The organism is Brevundimonas basaltis, assembly GCF_014202075.1.
GTDB classification, from domain to species: domain Bacteria; phylum Pseudomonadota; class Alphaproteobacteria; order Caulobacterales; family Caulobacteraceae; genus Brevundimonas; species Brevundimonas basaltis.
In genome coordinates, this window is the sequence record NZ_JACHFZ010000004.1 from 187,532 (window position 1) to 206,414 (window position 18,883).

An 18,883-nucleotide genomic window follows, 5' to 3' on the forward strand; every position below is an offset into this window, starting at 1 on the left:
TGATCCGAGCGGTCAGGTCCGCATCAGATCTTCGAGGACCGACAGCGGCGTCGAGCCGTTGACCAGCACGGCGTCGTGGAAGCGGCGCAGGTTGAAGCCGGGCTTCGCCTCAGCCTCGGCCCGGAGGCGGGCGATGACCGTGTGGCCGATCTTGTAGGCGCAGGCCTGGCCCGGCATGACGGAGTAGCGGTTGATCTCGCTATTGGCGGCGCCAACCGGTTTGGCCCCGGAAGCGACCATGTAGTCGACGGCCCGCTCGCGGCTCCAGCGCTTGTGGTGCAGGCCGGTGTCGACGACCAGCCGCACCGCCCGGAACAGGTAGGACATCAGGAAACCGACCCGACCGAGCGGATCGTCGGCGTAGACGCCGAGGTCATCGGCGGCCACCGCCTCGGCGTAGAGCGCCCAGCCCTCGTTGTAGGCGGAAAAGCCGTTGGCGCGGCGCCAGGCGGGCAGGCTCTCGGTCTCGCGCTGCAGGGCGACCTGCAGGTGATGGCCGGGCGAGGCCTCGTGATAGGTCAGGGTCGGCAGGGCGAATTTCGGCCAGTTCGCGGTGTCGCGCAGGTTGATGTAGTAGGCTCCCGGCCGGGAGCCATCGAGCGGCGGGCCCTGGTAGTAGCCGCCGGGAGCGCCGGCCTCGATGGCAGGAGGCACGCGGCGGACCTCGACCCCGGTGCGCGGCAGGCGGCCGAACAGGCGGGGCAGCAGGGGGTCGAGAGCGGCGACCTGACGATTCAGACTCTCGATCAGGGCGGCCTTGCCTTCGTCGGTGTTGGGCCAGAGCTGGGCCGGGTCCTTGTTCAGGGCGTCGATGCGTTCGCCGACCGTGCCCTGCGTCATGCCCTGGGCCTTGAGGATGGTGTCGATCTCTGCAGTGATCGAGGCGACCTGTTCGAGGCCGACGGCATGAACCTCGTCGGGCGTCATGTCGGTGGTGGTCCAGTATTTCAGGCCGTGGGCGTAGAAGCGCTCGCCGTCGGGCAGGCGCCAGACGCCGGCGTCGTGGACCGCACCGGGGCGCAGGCGTTCGAAGGCGGCGATCTGGCGATCGAGGGCCGGCTTTACGCCGGTCTCGACGAGGGCGGCCCCGCGGTCGCCGTAGCCAGACAGGCCGAGCGCCGCCGCCTTGCGCTCCAGCGTGCGGATCATGGCCATGTCGGCGGCGGGCTGGCCCCGCAGGGCCTTCAACTGGCCGAGCGTCAGGTCGATGACGAAGTCCGGCGGAACCACGCCCTTGCCCGCATCGCGTTCGATTCGGCCTGTCTCGGCGTCGATGTTGGGGCCGAAGGCGGACAGGCGGGCGAGGAAGGCCTCGGCGCCGTCGCGGTCCTCGACCCGGTGCTGGCTGTCCATGAAGTCGGGGACGGTGAAATAGGACCCGGTCATCTGGCTGACGAGATAGGGGCCCATCCGGCCGCCCTCGATGGCCGCGCCGTAGTCGAAGGAGGCCCCGGTCGAGGCGGTCCGGGCGCGAAACGCGGCGACGGCGAGGTTGATCGTGCCGGGCCGGGTCAAGCCGGTCTGGTCGAAGTCGGCCAGCGCCTGCAGGCGGGCGTTGGCCTCGGCCCGGTCGGCCATCCACGCCGTCTCGCTACGGTCCGACAGCTTCGAGGCCAGGTGTGCGCGCTCGCCGCGGTCGAGGCCGAGGTTGGTGGCGGTCTCGGGCGAACTGTCGATGTCCGCGTCGAACCATCGGGAGAGCATGGCGTCGAGGCGGTCGTCCGCATCGCTACGGGCGAAGGCCGGCCCGGCGGCGGCGAGACCGACTCCGGCGGCGGCGGTCTGAAGCAGGCGGCGGCGGTCGATCATGGGCTCGGTCTCCGGTCTTGGCGCTAGATTGAGCCGAACGGCGGCGCTTCGACAAGCGTCAGCTTTCGTGGGTTTCCGCAACGCCGGTCTCCGCCAACATGGCTCGGCGAACGGGAGCAGATCGATGAACAGGCGAACGCGGGCGGCGCTGGCGCTGGCGACAGCGATGGCGGCGGGGGGCTGCAGCACCGATCCCGAGTTCTGGGAGGCGGTCTCGAAGGGCCTGGACCAGGCGGCGGCGGACCTCGAATACCAGAACGCCTACTGCTACTGGGCCCCGCCGCCGGGCCTGCCCTACGGGGCCAATCAGCGGTATTGCCCGGGCGACTACGGCTATCGGGACATCTACATCCCGCCGGATTCGCCCTACTGGCGGCGGCGGGGCGATCACGACCACCGGGACCGCCATCGGGAGCGCAGGCGCGACCGGGACCACGGCCACGACAGCCGCAAGCGGTAGGCTCAGGCGCGGAGTTCCTGCTTGACCCGTTCGGCGAGGGTCTTGATGTCCAGCGGCTTGGGCAGGAAGGAGACGCCGACCTCGTCCTGCAGCAGGTCGGAGAAGTCGCTTTCGGCGTAGCCCGAGATGAACATGACGGGCGCGTCGCCGAGGAAGGGGCGGGCCTTCTTGAGCAGGGACGGGCCGTCGAGGCCGGGCATGATGACGTCGGAGATCATCATGTCGATGGTCCCGGCGTGTTCCTCGGCCAGTTCCAGCGCCTCTTCGCCGTCGGCGGCCTCGATGACCTCATAGCCGCGCTGGCGCAGAAGGCGGGCGGCGATGCCGCGCACGGCCGCCTCGTCTTCGACGAACAGGATGCGGCCGGCGCCCGACAGGTCCCGCGGCGCCTTGAGCTTGATCTCGACCACCGGCGTCTCGGCCAGTTCGGCCTCGGCGGCCTCGGGCAGGAAGATGCGGAAGGCGGCGCCGGCGCCCTCGAGATTGGTGACGTTGATGTGGCCGCCGGCCTGTTCGACGATGCCGTAGACCGTGGCCAGGCCCATGCCGGTGCCCTCGTTCACCGCCTTGGTGGTGAAGAAGGGCTCGAAGATCTTGCCGAGAATCTCGGGCGGGACGCCGGGGCCGGTGTCCGAGACCTCGATCAAGGCGACGGCGTCAGCGGTCGGGGCGGCCCAACCAAGGGCGCGGGCCTCGTCGGCGCCGAGGCGGGCGGTGCGGATAGTGACCACGCCGGCGCCAGGCTCGACCACGCCGCGCATGGCGTCACGGGCGTTGACAGCGAGGTTCATCACCGCGGTTTCGAGCTGGCTCTTGTCGGCAAGGACCACCGGCAGGTCGCGGCCGTAGTCGGTTTCCAGCCGAACGTCCTCGCGCAGCAGGCGGCGCAGCAGGACGGCGAACTCGCCGACCAGTTCGCCGAGGTCGAGCCGCTCCCTGCGAACGGTGGACTTGCGCGAGAAGGCCAGCAACTTGCGCACCAGATCGGCGGCGCGGATGGCGGTCTGGCGGATCTCGTTGAGGCCCTCGTAGGAGGGATCGCCGACCGGGTGGCGTTCCAGCAGGCCGGACAGCTGCAGCTGGATGGCGGTCAACAGATTGTTGAAGTCGTGGGCCACGCCGCCGGCCAGCTGGCCCACCGCCTGCATCTTCTGCGCCTGCGACAGCTGCAATTCCATCGACTTCTGGGCCGAGACGTCGAACAGCCAGATGCGCCGTTTGTCGCCCTCGGGCGCGACGTAGAGGTGCAGCATCCTGTCGGGGAAGGCCCGGGCGACGAGCTCGATCGGGCCGGAGGAGCCGGCGGCCAGCTTGGCGCGGGCCTCGGTCACGCCGGCGGGATCGAACAGGTGGCCGAAGGCGGCGTCGCGGGCGGCGGCGGGGCCGGTCAGGATGGCGAGGGCGGCGTTGGCCTCCTCGACCTTGCCGGCGAACAGGTCGTCGGCGGCGATGACGGCCGAGCCGAACGGGGCGCCGGCGGCCATGGCGCGACTCTCGACAGCGTTGGAGCCCGGGGCCGGCGGACCGCCGGTGACCACGGGCAGGGCGGCCTCGGGCGCGGCGCGGACGAGGAAGCGCCCCTCCCCGGCCAGACCGATCAGCACCTCCTGCTCGCGCTCGCCGATGACGACGATGGCGCGGCCCTGTTCGCCGGCGCGGGCCTGGGCGAAGGCCATGTAGAGGGCGGAAGCCGAGCGGCCCTTGGGCAGGCTGGTGGTGGCGCCGTTGCTTTCAGCCCAGGCGGCGTTGAAGGCGAGGACCTGGCCGGAGGCCCAGACCAGAGCGGCGGGCTCGGCCATGGCGTCGAGGAGATCGACGGTGGCGTCGCCCACCGGCTTGCGGCTCTCGCCGCGGGCGAAGGCGAACAGGCCGATCAGGGCCACGGCCCCGACGGTGAAGATCAGCACCAGCCCCGGCGCGCTCATCGGGTCGGCGCGGAAGGCCGGATAGGCCAGGGCCCCGACCGCCACGACGAAGCCGATCGCCATGATGATCAGCAGCGGATCGATGCCCTTGCGGTCGGTTGCGGTCATGTCGCCTCGGCCCGAATCATTGGGGCGTTTCCGGCGATAGTGGGCTGGATGCGCGCCGGGTGCGAATCCGGCGCGGCCCTGGCCGGAGGGGCGGGTGGTGCGGCGGGTTTCACCCGGGTGAAATTCCGAAGAACGGTGTGTCAGAGTCGGCAGAGTCGGCGCCGGAATTCGGTGTGGCAGAGTCGCCAGAGTCTACATCGGCGCGCCTCGGGCGGTGCGGCGGGGATGCGGTTTTCAAAGACCGGCGCCTGCCGGGTCGACAGAACGGGCGGCATTATGCGCCCGCCGGCTTATCCGGATGGAAGATTGGCTTTAGATTCGGCGATGTGGCTGGAAAGGCGGGAGGTTTTCCGCTGAACCCGACTATAAATTCGCGGATTGCCAGCAGAGCGACATGGGCAATCCATCTCCTCCCCGCCGCGCAGCGATGGGGAGGCGGACCATCCGAAGCCGCAGGCGAGGATGGTGGAGGGGTGAAGCGGCTTCGCGACTGTGCGGCGGATTCGCCCCTCCACCGCTTCGCGGTCCCCCTCCCCACTGCGTGGGGAGGAGACGGAAGCCCTAGGCCGCCTTGAGCTGTTCGGCCTTCTGGTCGCGGGCGGCGTTGATGCGGGCTTCGGCGATGGCGTCGGCGATCTGGTGGGTCGGGCGCTTCTCGGCGGCGGCGCGTTCGAGGATTTCCTCGAGCGTCTCCATCAGGCGGGACAGCTTGGCCTCGACCCAGGCGGGATCGTAGGCGCCGCCGGTGTTGCGGGCGTTCAGTTCCGAGGCGACGTTGATGATGCCGCCGCCGTTGACGACGTAGTCGGGGGCGTAGAGCACGCCGCGCTCGAACAGCATCTGACCGATGTCGGGCGTGGCCAGCTGGTTGTTGGCGGCGCCGACGACGGCCTTGGCCGACAGACGGTCGAGGGTCTGGGGGTTCAGCGTCGCGCCGAGGGCGCAGGGGGCGTAGATGTCGGCCTTGACGTCATAGATGACGTCGGGAGCGACGATCTCGGCGTTGGTGCGGGCGGCGACCTCCGACAGCAGGGCCTCGTTGACGTCGGTCATGACCAGTTTCGCCCCGGCGGCGTGCAGCTTGTCGGCGAGGTAGCCGCCGACGTGGCCGATGCCCTGCAGGGCCACGGTCAGGCCGGTCAGGTCGTCTTGCTTCCACAGACGGCGGGCCACGGTCAGGGTCGAGCGGAACACGCCCTCGGCGGTGACCGGCGACGGGTCGCCCGAGGCCTCGGGGCCGTCGTTGAGGCCGAGCACATAGGGGGTGACCTTGCGGGCCTCGGCGATGTCGGCGACCGAGACGCCGACGTCTTCGGCCGCGTAGTAGCGGCCGCCGAGGGTGTCGACGGCGCGGCCGAAGGCCTGGAACAGTTCGGGGGACTTCTGGGTGCGGCTGTCGCCGATGATGACCGACTTGCCGCCGCCCATCTCCAGATCGGCGACCGCGTTCTTGTAGCTCATGCCCTTCGACAGGCGCAGCACGTCCTCGAGCGCCTCGGCGCTGGAGGCGTAGTTCCACATGCGGGTTCCGCCGACGGCCGGGCCGCGCGCGGTCGAGTGAACAGCGATAATGCCGCGGAGGCCGGTCTTTTCGTCAAAGACGGCGTGGACGCCTTCATGGTTCGCGAAGGACGGGGAATCAAACAGCGTCTTACCCATGACAGGCGTCTCCCGGGGTATTTTTTATTGCGGCGGCTGATACGCCGGAGCGCGATGAAGGGCAAGCATGGCGGTTTGGGGGCGAGCCAGGGGCCAGGGGCTGCGGGCCAGGCGAATCCGGTCCGATACCTTCCATCCGTCATTCCGGGGCTGGAACCGGCGCATCCGGGACCAGAACCCGGAACCCAGGCGTCCGGGAACCGGCCTTGCAGGTCTCGACCCTGCCGGTGCGCTCTCCTGAGTTCCGGGTTCCGCTACGCGGCCCCGGAATGACGGACCGGAGAGGGCGCCCTTCGCGTCGCGGCCATTGCGGAGGCCGGCGCGGGGTCGCTAACCTCGACGGACAGAAGGGAGCCGCTTCCATGACCGGAACGACCCTCAGCGGCGGCGTCGTCCACGACCTGCCAGCCGACCTCGAGGCGATGCTGGTCGCCGAGCCGGCGGCGCGGGCGACGTGGGAGGACATCACCCCGCTGGCGCGCAACGAATGGATCTGCTGGGTCCAGTCGGTGAAGAAGCCGGAGACGCGGCTGAAGCACGTGGAACAGGCGCGGGAAAACCTGAGGGACGGCAAGCGCCGGCCGTGCTGCTGGCCGGGATGTCCGCATCGGGAGAAGACGGGGCGGGCGTAGGGTGAGGAATCCGGTCGGCGAGGGCGACGATGTCCGATGTCGATCAGAAGCCAAAAACTGCTTCGACCCAAAGCGGACTCAGGGTGCGAGGCTTGCTGCAATGCAAAACGCCCGGCCTTTCGACCGGGCGTTCCACGTTTCTCGACGGCTAACCTAGCAGCAGGAACAAGCCGCAGCGACCGCTTCGCAGCAGGCGCAGATAGCTTGAGCGACAGCCTCAGGGGAGGCGGCCATAGCGGCAGTGCCGGAGGCCAGCAGAAGCAGGCCCGCGATGGTCAGAGTTCTTTTCATGATGAAATCCAGTTCGTTAGTGGAAGAAGTTCGAAATCAGGCAATACACCGCCGATTATCGGGGCGGCGGGTCTTCCGCCTCAACGCTGAGCGATCCTAGCACAGTGGTTCGGCCGCGGTAGGTGGCCCTGAGGTGGCTCGCGATGTGATCAGTCATCGGCGGCTGCATCACCAGAGCCTGACAAAAAACTGCGCAATCTGGCGCACAGACGGTCGCCTCTGGCTCACAGGGCATATCCGACGACATCGCTACGTCATGCCCGACCTGATGCGGTGAGCTTGAGGCCAGGGTCGCGGTCGTCACAAAAAACGTCGCCAGAAGCGCAACAACACCAGCCGTCAAAGCGAGCAGGTTGTGGCGACGGCAGTTCATCAATCTCGTCGTCCGAAGGATCGTTGCGATTTACGACAAACTCTCATTCGCTCAAATCCGCCAATAAGTTACGCAGCAAGGCCGTTCGGAGTTGCGTCTGCCGCAGATTATTAGTCGGGGGCGGGTCCGCTTTCCACCCCTTGCGGGACCTTCACAGGGCCTGCTCCCGGCACTTGCCTGCCAATCTCACCCCGGCGTCATCCTCGGACTTGATCCGAGGATCAGGGGCGAGAGGCGGGCTCTGCGGTGCGGACGGCCCGGAGAGCGTAACCGTGCGATCGTCGACGGAGCACCGGATGGTCTGATCCTCGGGTCAAGCCCGAGGATGACGGGAGGGGAATGCCGGCGGTCTGCTACCGCCCCGCCAGTTCCGGCAGGACCTCCCTTGCCCCCGAGGGGAGCGGCGCCCCGGCGTCGAGGAGCCAGGCTTCGACATCCGCGTAGACTCTCTCCGCCTGCAGGTCGCGGTTCAGGAGGTGCCAGCCGTCGGGGTAGAAGGCGGTGCGCAGGTTGGGGCGGGCGCCGGCGCGGGCGAGGGCCTGACGCATCGGCTGGTCCTGGATGACGTTGTCGTGGGCGCCGTAGAGCAACAGGGTCGGGGCGCGGACGTCGCCGAGGCGCTGCGAGGCGGTCTCCATCAGGTCGACGAGGCCGTAGAGGGCGTCGAACCGGGTCGAGATCAGGCTGTTGGGGTCGCGGTAGTTGCGGAACAGCTCGAGCCGGTTGTCGGAGGCGAGGCGGTCGCGGACGGCCCATTTCGGGGCTTCGACGGCGCGGGCGCCCATGGTCCGGGCGGCGAACCATAGGCCGGCGGAATTGATCGGCCCCTGCGCCGTCCAGCCCCAGACGGCGGGAGCCAGCAGGATGACGCGGTCGGCGTCGGGCGGGTCGTCGGAGGCGAAGGCGGCGACGGCGACGGCCCCGCCCATGCTCTCTCCGGCGACGGCGATGGTCGCGTTCGGGTGGCGGGCGCGGGCGAGAGCGACGGTGGTGCGCAGGTCCTGGACCATGCGGGCCTCGCCGGCCCAGACGCCGCGGCCGGGGGACTCGCCGAAGCCGCGCTGGTCGATGGCCCAGGTCTCGATGCCCTGCTCGGCCCACCACGGGCCGGCGAGACGGAAGGCGGCGCGGGAATCGTTCATGCCGTGCAGGGCGACGATGACGGCCCAGGGCTCGGCCTCGGGGGTCCAGCGCGCGAGGCGCAGGCGGGCGCCGTCGTCCATGACGACATGGTTGGCGGTGAGTTCGGGGCCGGTGAAACCGGGCGGCGGGGTCATCGGCGGCTGGATGGCGGGCGTGGCGCAGGCGGCGAGGAGGAGGGCAAACAGGAGGGCGAGGATCGATCCTTCTCCCCTCGGGGGAGAAGGTGGGCGGCGGAGCCGTCCGGATGAGGGGGCTGTTCGACGCGGAACGGCCGCCAGACGGTCCGGATCGGGCATCCCCCTCATCCGGCCCTCCGGGCCACCTTCTCCCCCGAGGGGAGAAGGACGACGTTGCGGCGATCAGTCATGACCCCAGAATGCCCCGAACCCGGTCCTTGAGATAGGGCACGACCTCTTCCTCGAACCACGGATTGCGCTTCAGCCAGCCGGTGTTACGCCATGACGGATGCGGCAGGGGCAGGATGGCGGGCGCGTGGTCGCGCCAGGCGCGGACGGTGTCTGTCATGCTCGCCCCGGCCCGGTCGCCGAGGGCCCATGTCTGGGCATGACCGCCGACCAGCAGGGTCAGCTCGACCTGCGGCAGTGCGGCGAGGAGTTGCGGCCGCCACAGCTCGGCGCAGCGGCGCGGCGGCGGATAGTCGCCGCCCTTGGGGGCCGTGCCGGGGTAGCAGAAGGCCTGGGCGGCCACGCCGAGGCGGCAGTCGGCGTAGAAGGTTTCGTAGTCCACGCCCATCCAGTCGCGCAGGCGGTCGCCGGACGGGTCGGTGAAGGGCCGGCCGCTCTCGTGCACGCGGCGGCCGGGGGCCTGACCGCAGATCAGCAGCCGGGTCTCGGGGAAGACGTGGACCACCGGGCGCGGCGTGTGCGGCAGCCGGCCGAGACAGGCCCGGCAGGCGCGGATGTCGGCGAGGATCGCCTCCAGTCCGGCCGGATCAGTCCTCATCGCTCTCCGGCTTCGGCGGCAGCGCCGCCAACGCCGCGGCGGTCTCGGCCTCGGTGGGCAGGCGCAGGCGGATGACGCCCTTGAAGGCGGTCGGGTCGACCGGCTTGCCCTTCTTGGTGATGGTCAGCTTGCCCTGGCGCATCAGGCCGAGGGCGCAGGCGCGCACCTTGGGCAGCATGCGCTGCCATTGTTCGGGCTGGAGATCCTTGGCCACCTCGGCGGGCTCGATGCTCTTGCCGGCGGGCAGTTTTGCCAGTTTTTCGAGGATGGCGGTTTCGATGGGGTCGCTCATCGCGCCTGTATGGTGCATTGCGGGATCAGAAAGAAGGCGGAGTTTTCCATGGTCGCGAAAGTCACGGTGTCGGAGGGCGAATTCGCCGGCTGGCAGATGTACGACCTCCACGGCACCTTCGACCAGGTGGTCGGGCCGTTCTACTTCCGGCCGGACCCGGACGGGCGGATGCGCTGCGCCTTCCGGGCCGAGCCCAAGCACATGAACGCCGGCGACCGGATGCATGGCGGGTGCCTGATGACCTTCGCCGACATCGCCATGTTCCAGACCGCCTATCAGGAGATGGAGGGGGCGTCGGGCGTAACGGTGTCGCTGGATTCGACCTTCATCGACGGCGCCTATGTCGGCGAGCTGGTCGAGGCGACGGGCGAGGTGGTGCGGGCTGGCAAGAGCCTGATCTTCGTGCGCGGCCAGATCTGCACCGGCGCGCGTATTCTGATGACCTATTCGGGCGTGATCCGGAAGTTTCAGCCGCGGGACTAAAGCTCAGCCGTCGATGAGGGCCTGAAGGATGGCGGCCATACGCTGCTCCATCGCCGCGCACTGGTCCGGCGTCAGGTCGTCGGGGCAAAGTTCGCTGCCGATGAAGACGCCCATCATGATGCTGGCGGCGAGGCGCGCGCGCACCGGCGCGTCGGGTCCGCCCAGCCACTGTTCGAAGGGACCGAAGAAGCGGTCCTGGCCGTTGCGCTGCACCAGTTCCGCGGCTTTGGTGGAGCCGATCGAGCGCAGCATGATGAGCATGTGCTCGAGCTTTCCGGGGCCCTGCTCCTTGTAGATGGCCTCGCGGGCCATGCGCTGTCCGAAGGTCGCGCGGTCGCCCTCGATGATCCGGGTCTTGTCGCCGGAGGCGTTGAGCACGGCGATGAACAGGTCTTCCTTGGAGCCGAAATACCGGGACACCAGGGCGGCGTCGACGCCCACGTCGCGGGCGATATCGCGCATGCCGACGTCGTCGTAGCTCTCACGCGCAAACCGTTCGCGCGCGGCCTCGAGGATGGCGGCGCGGGTCGCCTCGGCGTTTCTCGGCCGAGGCGCGACATGACAAAACAACAGGATAGCTCCTGAAAAGGCCCCAGCGCCTATATGGCTTTGTCATCGGCCGTTGACAAGCGCCGAGTGGGTCACCATTAAGTCACCGGGCGTTGACTACCGGCTTCCTCCCCGATCGCCGCCGTCGACAAAGTCAGGGATTTCTCCCCTACGGAGACCGAATTCATGCGCACGGTGAAGATCGTGGCCGCGTGCGCCGTCATGGCGGCCGCGCTCTATGGCTGTTCCTCGAAGAGCGAGGCGCAGGCCCCGCCGGCGCCGTCGGTGACGGTCGCGGTCCCGCTGGTGCAGGCGGTGCAGGACTGGGACGAGTTCACCGGTCGCTTCGAGGCGACCCAGTCGGTCGAGGTGCGGGCGCGCGTCGGCGGCTACATCACGGGGGTCCACTTCCGCGACGGCGACTATGTGCGGCGCGGGCAGCTGTTGTTCAGTCTCGATCCGCGCCCGGCGCAGGCGGCGCTGGCCTCGGCGCGCGCGCAACTGTCGCAGGCCCAGGCCCAGCTGACGCTGGCGCAGAGCGAGCTGGAGCGGGCCGAGACCCTGCTGGAGGCCCAGGCCGTGTCGCAGGCCGAGGTCGATACCCGGCGCGGTGCCCTGCAGACGGCGCAGGCGGCCATCGCCGCCGCCAACGCCAATGTGCGGGCGCGGCAGCTGGATCTGGAGTTCACTCGCGTCACGGCGCCGATCTCGGGCCGGGTCTCGGACCGCCGCGTCGATGCTGGCAATCTGGTGGCAGGCGGATCGTCGGCGGCGGACGTGCTGACCACCGTGGTCTCCAGCGCGCCGATCCACTTCGTCTTCGACGCCTCCGAGGCGGTGCTGCTAAAATATCAGCGGCAGGCGCGGCGGAGCGCGGCGCCGATCCAGGTGCGGTTGCAGGACGAGACGACCTTCACCCGCTCGGGCACGCTCGACTTCACTGACAACGCCGTCGACACCGCCTCGGGCGTGGTGCGGCTGCGGGCTGTGATCGCCAACGCCGACGGCTTCCTGAAGCCGGGCATGTTCGGTCAGGCTCGACTGGCCGGCGCCGGCGTCTACGACGCCATGCTGGTGCCTGACGCCGCCATCGCCACCGACCAGGCCCGCCGCATCGTCTATGTCGTGGCCGGGGACGGATCGGTCATGCCGAAGCCGGTGCAGCTGGGGCCGCTGGTCGACGGCCTGCGGGTCGTCCGCTCCGGCCTGGAACCGACCGATCGCGTCATCATCAACGGCGTCCAGCGCATCCAGCAGCCGGGCATGAAGGTGCAACCCCGCAATGGCCAGATCCGCCCCGTCGCCCGCGAAGCCCAAGTCCCGGTGACCCAGGCGGCGCCGGCCTCGACTGCGACCCTCGCCAACAGCCTGCCCTCGGGCGACTGAGCCGGACATGAACATCTCGCGCTTCTTCATCGACCGGCCGATCTTCGCGGCCGTGATCTCGGTGTTCATCACCCTGCTGGGGGCGTTCGCCTATCCGCTGCTGCCGCTGTCGCAGTATCCGGAGATCGCGCCGCCGACGATCGCGGTAACCGCCGTCTATCCGGGCGCCTCGGCCGAGACCATGGCCGAGACCGTGGCCGCGCCGATCGAGCAGGAGATCAACGGCGTCGAGCGCATGCTCTACATCTCATCGTCCTCGACCTCGGACGGGGTGGCGACGATCACCGCCACCTTCGAGCCGGGCACCGACCTCGACGCCGCGCAGGTGCTGGTCCAGAACCGGGTGTCGCTGGCCGAACCCCGGCTGCCGGAGCCGGTGCGCCAGATCGGCGTGACGGTGAACAAACAGCAGCAGGACTTCCTGCTGATCGCCGGCCTGACATCGCCCAATGGGGTGCTGAGCAACGACTATGTCGGCAACTACGCCCAGTCGATCCTGCGTGACCGGCTGCTGCGGATCGACGGCGTCGGGGCGGTGCAGGTGTTCGGGGGCGGCAACTATTCGATGCGGGTCTGGATCGACCCCAACAAGGCGGCCGCCCGAAATCTGACGGCCCAGGAGATCGTCGCGGCGCTGCGCGGACAGAACAGTTCGTCGGCGGCCGGCGCCATCGGCCAACCCCCCTTCCCGACCAATGCAGCGGCCTTCCAGCTGCCGGTCCAGGTGCAATCGCGGCTGAGCGATCCCGAGCAGTTCGGCGACATCGTCATCAAGACTGACGTCGAGGGGCGGACCACCCGCGTCCGCGACGTGGCCCGGGTCGAGCTGGGCGCGCAGGATTACGGCATCCGCGGCTATTTCGAGGGCGAGCGCGGCGTGGGTCTGGCGATCCAGCAGCAGCCGGGCGCCAACGCCCTGGAAACGGCCGGGCTCGTCATGGCCGAGATCGAGGCGGTCAGGGCCGAGCTGCCGCAAGGCATGTCGATCTCGATCCCCTACAATCCGACCGAATTCGTCGCCGAATCCGTCAAGGCCGTCGAGCACACGGTGCTCGAGGCGATGATCCTCGTGGTCCTGGTGGTCATTGTCTTCCTGCAGACCTGGCGCGCCGCCATCATTCCGATTGTGGCCATTCCCGTGTCCCTGGTCGGCACCTTCGCGGTGCTGCTGGGGCTGGGCTATTCGATCAACTCGCTGTCGCTGTTCGGACTGGTGCTGGCCATCGGCATCGTGGTCGACGACGCCATCGTCGTGGTCGAGAACGTCGAGCGCTACATCCGCCTGGGGCTGACGCCCAAGGAGGCGGCCTACCGCTCGATGAAGGAGGTCTCCGGGGCGCTGATCGCCATCGGCCTGGTGCTGGTGGCGGTGTTCGTGCCGACCGCCTTCGTGCCCGGCATCCCCGGCATCTTCTATCAACAGTTCGCGGTGACGATCGCTTCGGCCTCGGTGATCTCGCTGCTGGTGTCGCTGACGCTGTCTCCGGCCATGGCCGCCATGCTGCTGAAGCCGCACGACCTGAGCCACGCCCCGGAACGCAAGCCGGGCCTGCTGGGCGCGGCGGCCTACTATGGCGGCTGGGCCGGACGCCGGTTCAACGAGGGCTTTGACTGGCTGTCGGAAAAGTACGGCCGGCTGACCGCCCGTCTGGTGCGGACGGTGGGCATTGTGCTGGCGGTGTATGTCGCCCTGCTGGCCACGACGGCCTGGCGCGTGGTCGAGACGCCCACGGGCTTCATTCCGGACCAGGACCAGGGCTTCCTGATCGGGGTCATCCAGCTACCCGCCGGCGCCTCGCTGGACCGCACCGAGGCGGTGATGGCCCGGGCCAGCAAGATCATCGCGGATACCGAGGGCGTCAACGGCACCGTCGCCTTCGCCGGGCTGGACGGGGCCAGCTTCTCGTTCGGCTCCAACGCGGCCACGATTTTCGTCAGGCTGGACCCGTTCGACGAGCGGACCGCCCGCGAGACGGCCGCCGCATCGCTGGCCGGCGCCATCACCGGCGCCACCTTCGGCATCGAGGACGCCAACATCTTCGTCATCGCCCCGCCCTCCGTGCAGGGTCTCGGCAACGGCAACGGCTTCAAGATGATGGTGCAGGACCGCACCGGTCAGGGCTATCGCGCCCTGGAGGGCGCGACCTATGCGATGATGGGCGGCGCCGCGCAGCAGCCGGATCGGGTGCAGCAGGTGTTCTCCCTCTACAACACCGGCTCGCCGCGCATCTCCGCCGACGTGGATCGCGACAAGGCGCTGATGATGGGCGTCCAGCCGGACGACGTGTTCGACACGCTCGGCATCTATCTGGGCTCGGCCTACATCAACGACTTCAACTTCCTGGGCCGCACCTTCCGGGTCACGGCGCAGGCGGAGCCGGCTTATCGCGACGACGTCGCCGACATCGCCAATCTGCAGACCCGCGCGGCCTCGGGAGCCATGGTCCCGATCGGCTCGGTGGCGACGCTGAGGGACGATTCCGGCCCGGCCCGGGTGGTTCGCTACAACCTGTTCCCGTCCTCGGAGCTGCAGGGTCAGGCCGCGCCGGGGGTGTCATCCGGCCAGGCGCTGGACACCATGGAGAAACTGGCCGCGGAGACCCTGCCGCCCGGCTTCTCCTACGAATGGACCGAGCTGGCGCTGCAGGAGAAGATGTCGTCCGGCGGCGCCACCCTGGTGTTCCTGATGGCGGTGGTCTTCGTCTTCCTGGTGCTGGCGGCGCAGTACGAGGCCTTCACCCTGCCGCTGGCCATCGTCCTGATCGTGCCGATGTGCGTGCTGGCGGCGATGATCGGGGTCAATCTGCGCGGTCTGGACAACAACATCCTGGTCCAGATCGGGCTGGTGGTGCTGATCGCTTTGGCGGCCAAGAACGCCATCCTGATCGTCGAGTTCGCCAAACAGGCCGAAGAGCAGCAGGGGCTGAACCGGTGGGACGCGGCCGTTCAGGCCGCCCGCACCCGCCTGCGTCCGATCCTGATGACCTCCTTCGCCTTCATCTTCGGCGTCGTGCCGCTGATGCTGGCGACCGGTCCCGGCGCCGAGATGCGCCAGTCGCTGGGCACCGCGGTGTTCTCGGGCATGCTGGGCGTGACCCTGTTCGGCCTGATCTTCACCCCCGTGTTCTACGTCGTCAGCCGCTGGCTCGCCTCGAAGATGCCGCAGCGGCCGGAGAAGCCGACCGCCGTTCCGACCACCCATGGCCTGCCGCCGCATGACGCCAAGCCCGCGCCGGCCACGCCGCGGCCGGGAGACGCCTTATGACGACCCGATCCCCTGTCCGGTTCCTGACCGCAACCGCCGGCGCCAGCCTGCTGCTGGCCTCGTGCGCGGTCGGGCCGAAGGCGCCCGATGCCGCCCTCCCCCCCCTCGCATCGGGCGCCTTCATCGGGGCCGCGACCCCGGCCGTCTCACCGTTCGCGGCGCGAAGCGACTGGTGGCGCCTCTATGACGATCCGGTGCTGGACGACCTGGTCGGCCAGGCCCTGGCCGAGAACAACGAGCTCGAGGCCGCGGCGGCCAATCTGCGCCGCGTCCGCGCCGCCCTCGGCGAGGCCCGTGTCGGCCGCTTTCCCGCCACAACCACCTCTGCCGGCTTCGCCAACAGCCGTCCGTCGGCCGCCACCCTGCCCGCGGGCAGCCTGTCGGCCGGGACGAACGCGCCTGAGGCCGATGTCTATGACGCCGGGCTGGACGTCTCGTATGAGGTCGATCTGCTCGGCCGTGTCGGGTCGACCATCCGCGCCGCCCGCGCAGACGCTGACTCGGCCGAAGCAGCCCTGAATGTAGTGCGCGTCAGCGTCGCCGCCGAAACGGCCCGGGCATACGCCGACGCCTGTTCGGCCAACGCCTCGATCGGGGTCGCCGAGCGAACCATTGAGCTGCAGACGTCGACCGTCGACCTGACCCAGCGCCTGCTGGACGCCGGTTCGGGCAATGGGCTGGATACAGCGCGCGCCCGCTCGACACTGGAGACGACCCGCGCCGCGCTGTCGCCCTTGCGGGCCCAGCGTGACAGGGCCCTGTTCCGTCTCGCCACCCTGACCGGGCGCACCCCGGGCGAGGTCAGCGACGCGGCCCGCGCCTGTCAGCGTCCGCCGCAGCTGTCGCAGCCGATCCCGATCGGCGACGGCGCGGCCCTGCTGGCGCGGCGTCCGGACGTGCGTCAGGCCGAACGCAACCTCGCCAGCGCCGCGGCGCGGGTGAATGTAGCGACAGCTGACCTGTATCCGCGCATCACCCTGGGCGGTTCGTTGGGGGCGACGGCGCTGGACGCCGGCGGCCTGGGAAACAGCGAGAATTTCCGCTTCGCGGTCGGGCCGCTGATCAGCTGGTCCTTCCCCAATGTCTTCGCCGCGCGGGCGCGACTCGAACAGGCGGGGGCGGGAGCCGACGCGGCGCTGGCGACCTTCGACCAGACGGTGTTGGCCGCCCTGCAGGAGACCGAGACGGCGCTCGCTGACTACGCCAATGAGCTGGACCGGCGCACGGCCCTGCGGAAGGCGCGGGACCAGGCGGCGCGGGCGGCGCGGCTGACGCGTCTGCGTTTCGGCGCGGGGGAAGACAGCCTGTTCGCGGTGATCGACGCCGAACGCACCCTGGCTGCCACCGAGGCTCAGCTGGCCGGCTCCGACGCCCTGGTCACCACCTATCAAATCGCCCTGTTCAAGGCGCTGGCGGGGGGTTGGGGCGGCGAGATGTGAGCCGGCCGTCTTCCCACCTGCAATAGATTTGATTGGAGCGCCGGAAGTGTTGAGTTCGTCGAACTCCAGTTTCGACCGGCGTGCGATCGGCAATCCGACGCGTGATGTGCTGGCCGAGACGCCAGCCCAGATGAAAGGCGGCTACGGGCACCTTGCACTTTCATTCCCAATCGTTTGGCCGAGGGGCAGGCCTTTGAGGTGGCTTGGGGCCGGCGAGAGGCCGATTCGTATGATGCCCCGTCGGCCGAGGAGACCGGACGCCGGCACCAAGCTGGCTATTCTCGCGCACGGAATCGCGGGCTGGGGGCTGTCCCCGGGTAACGTCCCGCGCGGGGTCTCGTCGACTGTGACCACTTTGCCGGAAGTGCCGGACGCTTCAGATGGCGTGGCCGGTTTCGGCTGGCGGCATCGCGGGGCTGAGCCTTGAATGGATGGACGGAGACGGGCTGTTCACCGACCTCCCCGAAAAGGACAACGAAGCAGTGAATCCGGAACGGGAGCCTGACCACGGTGCGCTAAATCGGCTTCAAGGCGCTGAGAGCCGAAGGACGTAGGGTTAAGGGTTATCACGCCGCAGAGTGTAGACGTTCAGCGGTTGGGAGGGACCAAGAAACTCCGCAGGCCGCAGCGATTCTCGCAGGCAGTTCCGTTAATGGTATTACTTCGTTCGCCACCTTCGGGGAGCCTGTATCCACCAAGTAACCCATTCCATTGTGCTTGCCGTTCTTAATGGCCACGAACCCTACCTCTTCACGCAGCCCATGATGCGGCACGCCGTCGACGAAATACACAAAGTCTAATGGGATATCATGCGGCCAAGTTAGCATGACGAAGAGATCGCGGCCGCGATTGTCAACCTCAAAAAGGGACGTCCCGTCTGCGCTTCGGACAGACGTCAACAGGCGCTCAGCCGCCTCGGCCGCCTCGGCATCCGGGCAATCCACCACAAAGTCACGGGACATCAGCGGGTGAACCCGATCCATCACTACGCCGATCCGCTTCAAGAAACCGGCGTGGTCTCTCAGTCGCCAGTAATAAGTTGTTTCGGAATGGGGGTCCTGATGCAATCCAGTCGCCAGAATCAATCGCGCACTTGGAACAAGATTCTGAATTTGATCAACTATAGCGTCGTAAATCTCGTAAACCTGCAGGATTGGGTCGACCTCCGGGGAAATATACCAGTCCGGGTTTACATGAACCCCGTCATAACAGCTCGAGTTGAACATGTAGTGGTGTTGAATATGTGCTGCCGCATTCAGAAACAGAGAAGCGAACCCCACCCCACTTCGCCTCACCTGAGACACAAAAATGTCGGCCAGAATCTGATCCAGAATTAACGCCTTGGCCCAAGATCTTCCCCGCAGGGCCGACAGGATCATAGAGCCGTATCGCGGATAGTTGGCCGGCCTCGCGTAGACCGCCATCCCAACCGCCAACCAGAAAGCGGAAGATGCCGTAAGCTTGGCGGCCGCATTCTCATTCACCGATCGGGCTACAGCCCTATGGAACTTCCGCATCAGCAGCGAGCCGGTTACGGGTGTCTCGGTCCAAGGATCGGGGATAAAGAACGCTGGCGAATAGCAGCTATTTTTGGCATTCATCGGGCTCACGGCGCCTACCGTGAGCCCCTGAGATTCAAGGACCTCCCATATCTGCGGAAGGTCCGTACGGACGATATCTCCCAGCCGGAACACGCCGTGCTCCGCCAAGGTCATTCCGGTATGGGCTGTGACCCATTGAATCCAAGGTTCAAGTTCATGGTAGCTTTTCTCAGAGGTTGTCTCCGCCACGCCGTACTGATCAATGAGCCGGCCGAGGACAGGAAGCTTGCCCTTCGCCACATAGGCCCGGACATAGTCGACGTTGACTTCGTTCAGGGCAAGCAACAGAACCGTCATGTCTACTCTGTGTTGAAGGATCGCCTCCGAGCACGAGGCAAGAAAGGTATTATCTCCCGGAGACGCACCGCTGTGAAGGGGACTTGCGGAGGTTCCCGAAGCTGCCCCGCTTTTCGCCGATGATTGAGAACGCCGCGAGCGTTTTACCGAACATCCTGGCGTTATTTGTTGCAGCGCCGAAACCGGAGCGGAGGTTGCTCGCCTGCTC

General features: G+C 68.2%; 14 protein-coding genes. 6 read left to right on the forward strand and 8 right to left on the reverse strand.

The features are described 5' to 3' along the window. Window positions 1-12: 12 nt before the first annotated feature. The gene (locus HNQ67_RS10595; protein ID WP_183255163.1) at window positions 13-1,809 is read right to left on the reverse strand and encodes a DUF885 domain-containing protein; all 1,797 of its coding nucleotides are present in this window, start codon (window positions 1,807-1,809) and stop codon (window positions 13-15) included. Window positions 1,810-1,933: 124 nt separating this feature from the next. Between HNQ67_RS10595 and HNQ67_RS10600 the strand changes: the two genes are divergently transcribed. Further along, on the forward strand, window positions 1,934-2,269 hold the full coding sequence (locus HNQ67_RS10600; protein WP_183255165.1) for a hypothetical protein: 336 nt from the start codon (window positions 1,934-1,936) through the stop codon (window positions 2,267-2,269). Window positions 2,270-2,271: 2 nt separating this feature from the next. Here HNQ67_RS10600 and cckA read toward each other — a convergent pair whose 3' ends face one another. Together cckA and HNQ67_RS10610 are read right to left on the reverse strand one after the other, a co-directional pair. Next, window positions 2,272-4,302, reverse strand: coding sequence for a cell cycle histidine kinase CckA (gene cckA, locus HNQ67_RS10605; protein ID WP_221247850.1), 2,031 nt, complete (start codon window positions 4,300-4,302; stop codon window positions 2,272-2,274). A gap of 561 nt (window positions 4,303-4,863) precedes the next feature. After that, window positions 4,864-5,961, reverse strand: a complete 1,098-nt coding sequence (locus HNQ67_RS10610) for a Glu/Leu/Phe/Val family dehydrogenase (protein WP_183255167.1) — start codon at window positions 5,959-5,961, stop codon at window positions 4,864-4,866. Window positions 5,962-6,323: 362 nt separating this feature from the next. Here HNQ67_RS10610 and HNQ67_RS10615 point away from each other — a divergent pair, with 362 nt between their 5' ends. After that, entirely contained in the window at window positions 6,324-6,593 is a 270-nt protein-coding gene (locus tag HNQ67_RS10615; RefSeq protein WP_183255169.1) for a YdeI/OmpD-associated family protein, read from the forward strand. 1,017 nt (window positions 6,594-7,610) lie between these two features. Here HNQ67_RS10615 and HNQ67_RS10620 read toward each other — a convergent pair. The 3 genes from HNQ67_RS10620 to HNQ67_RS10630 all read right to left on the reverse strand — a co-directional run bounded on the left by HNQ67_RS10620 (window position 7,611) and on the right by HNQ67_RS10630 (window position 9,655). After that, a complete protein-coding gene (locus tag HNQ67_RS10620) occupies window positions 7,611-8,534 on the reverse strand; it encodes an alpha/beta fold hydrolase (RefSeq protein WP_221247851.1) in 924 nt (307 codons plus the stop codon). Between the two features lie 229 nt (window positions 8,535-8,763). Further along, entirely contained in the window at window positions 8,764-9,363 is a 600-nt protein-coding gene (locus tag HNQ67_RS10625; protein WP_183255171.1) for a uracil-DNA glycosylase family protein, read from the reverse strand. Beyond that, on the reverse strand, window positions 9,353-9,655 hold the full coding sequence (locus HNQ67_RS10630; RefSeq protein ID WP_183255174.1) for a DUF3253 domain-containing protein: 303 nt from the start codon (window positions 9,653-9,655) through the stop codon (window positions 9,353-9,355). The genes HNQ67_RS10625 and HNQ67_RS10630 overlap by 11 nt, the downstream gene beginning before the upstream one ends. A 48-nt stretch (window positions 9,656-9,703) precedes the next feature. On the opposite strand from HNQ67_RS10630, the gene HNQ67_RS10635 reads away from it, so the two are divergent. Then, window positions 9,704-10,138: a PaaI family thioesterase gene (locus HNQ67_RS10635; RefSeq protein ID WP_183255175.1), complete on the forward strand. Its 435-nt coding sequence runs from the start codon at window positions 9,704-9,706 to the stop codon at window positions 10,136-10,138. Window positions 10,139-10,141: 3 nt separating this feature from the next. Here the strand turns inward: HNQ67_RS10635 and HNQ67_RS10640 are convergent, their stop codons facing one another. Next, the gene (locus tag HNQ67_RS10640; RefSeq protein WP_246347552.1) at window positions 10,142-10,708 is read right to left on the reverse strand and encodes a TetR/AcrR family transcriptional regulator; all 567 of its coding nucleotides are present in this window, start codon (window positions 10,706-10,708) and stop codon (window positions 10,142-10,144) included. Between the two features lie 165 nt (window positions 10,709-10,873). Here HNQ67_RS10640 and HNQ67_RS10645 point away from each other — a divergent pair, with 165 nt between their 5' ends. From HNQ67_RS10645 to HNQ67_RS10655, 3 genes are read left to right on the forward strand one after another with little or no spacing between them, the layout of a single operon-like run. After that, on the forward strand, window positions 10,874-12,073 hold the full coding sequence (locus HNQ67_RS10645; protein WP_183255177.1) for an efflux RND transporter periplasmic adaptor subunit: 1,200 nt from the start codon (window positions 10,874-10,876) through the stop codon (window positions 12,071-12,073). Window positions 12,074-12,080: 7 nt separating this feature from the next. Beyond that, complete coding sequence (locus tag HNQ67_RS10650; RefSeq protein ID WP_183255178.1) at window positions 12,081-15,338, forward strand: efflux RND transporter permease subunit; 3,258 nt, start codon at window positions 12,081-12,083, stop codon at window positions 15,336-15,338. Further along, window positions 15,335-16,777, forward strand: coding sequence for an efflux transporter outer membrane subunit (locus tag HNQ67_RS10655; RefSeq protein ID WP_183255180.1), 1,443 nt, complete (start codon window positions 15,335-15,337; stop codon window positions 16,775-16,777). Before HNQ67_RS10650 ends, HNQ67_RS10655 begins: the two co-directional genes overlap by 4 nt. Window positions 16,778-17,343: 566 nt before the next feature. Here HNQ67_RS10655 and HNQ67_RS10660 read toward each other — a convergent pair. Continuing rightward, window positions 17,344-18,675 (reverse strand): hypothetical protein, encoded by a 1,332-nt coding sequence (locus HNQ67_RS10660; protein ID WP_183255182.1) that lies wholly within the window; start codon window positions 18,673-18,675, stop codon window positions 17,344-17,346. Window positions 18,676-18,883: the final 208 nt, after the last annotated feature.

Bases quoted from the DNA above. Each gene is read 5' to 3' on its own strand.
- HNQ67_RS10645 (WP_183255177.1), top strand. From the start codon at position 10,874: ATGCGCACGGTGAAGATCGTGGCCGCGTGCGCCGTCATGGCGGCCGCG.
- cckA (WP_221247850.1), bottom strand. From the start codon at position 4,302: ATGACCGCAACCGACCGCAAGGGCATCGATCCGCTGCTGATCATCATG.
- HNQ67_RS10620 (WP_221247851.1), bottom strand. From the start codon at position 8,534: ATGACCCCGCCGCCCGGTTTCACCGGCCCCGAACTCACCGCCAACCAT.
- HNQ67_RS10610 (WP_183255167.1), bottom strand. From the start codon at position 5,961: ATGGGTAAGACGCTGTTTGATTCCCCGTCCTTCGCGAACCATGAAGGC.
- HNQ67_RS10630 (WP_183255174.1), bottom strand. From the start codon at position 9,655: ATGAGCGACCCCATCGAAACCGCCATCCTCGAAAAACTGGCAAAACTG.
- HNQ67_RS10595 (WP_183255163.1), bottom strand. From the start codon at position 1,809: ATGATCGACCGCCGCCGCCTGCTTCAGACCGCCGCCGCCGGAGTCGGT.
- HNQ67_RS10635 (WP_183255175.1), top strand. From the start codon at position 9,704: ATGGTCGCGAAAGTCACGGTGTCGGAGGGCGAATTCGCCGGCTGGCAG.
- HNQ67_RS10615 (WP_183255169.1), top strand. From the start codon at position 6,324: ATGACCGGAACGACCCTCAGCGGCGGCGTCGTCCACGACCTGCCAGCC.
- HNQ67_RS10655 (WP_183255180.1), top strand. From the start codon at position 15,335: ATGACGACCCGATCCCCTGTCCGGTTCCTGACCGCAACCGCCGGCGCC.
- HNQ67_RS10650 (WP_183255178.1), top strand. From the start codon at position 12,081: ATGAACATCTCGCGCTTCTTCATCGACCGGCCGATCTTCGCGGCCGTG.
- HNQ67_RS10625 (WP_183255171.1), bottom strand. From the start codon at position 9,363: ATGAGGACTGATCCGGCCGGACTGGAGGCGATCCTCGCCGACATCCGC.
- HNQ67_RS10600 (WP_183255165.1), top strand. From the start codon at position 1,934: ATGAACAGGCGAACGCGGGCGGCGCTGGCGCTGGCGACAGCGATGGCG.
- HNQ67_RS10660 (WP_183255182.1), bottom strand. From the start codon at position 18,675: ATGACGGTTCTGTTGCTTGCCCTGAACGAAGTCAACGTCGACTATGTC.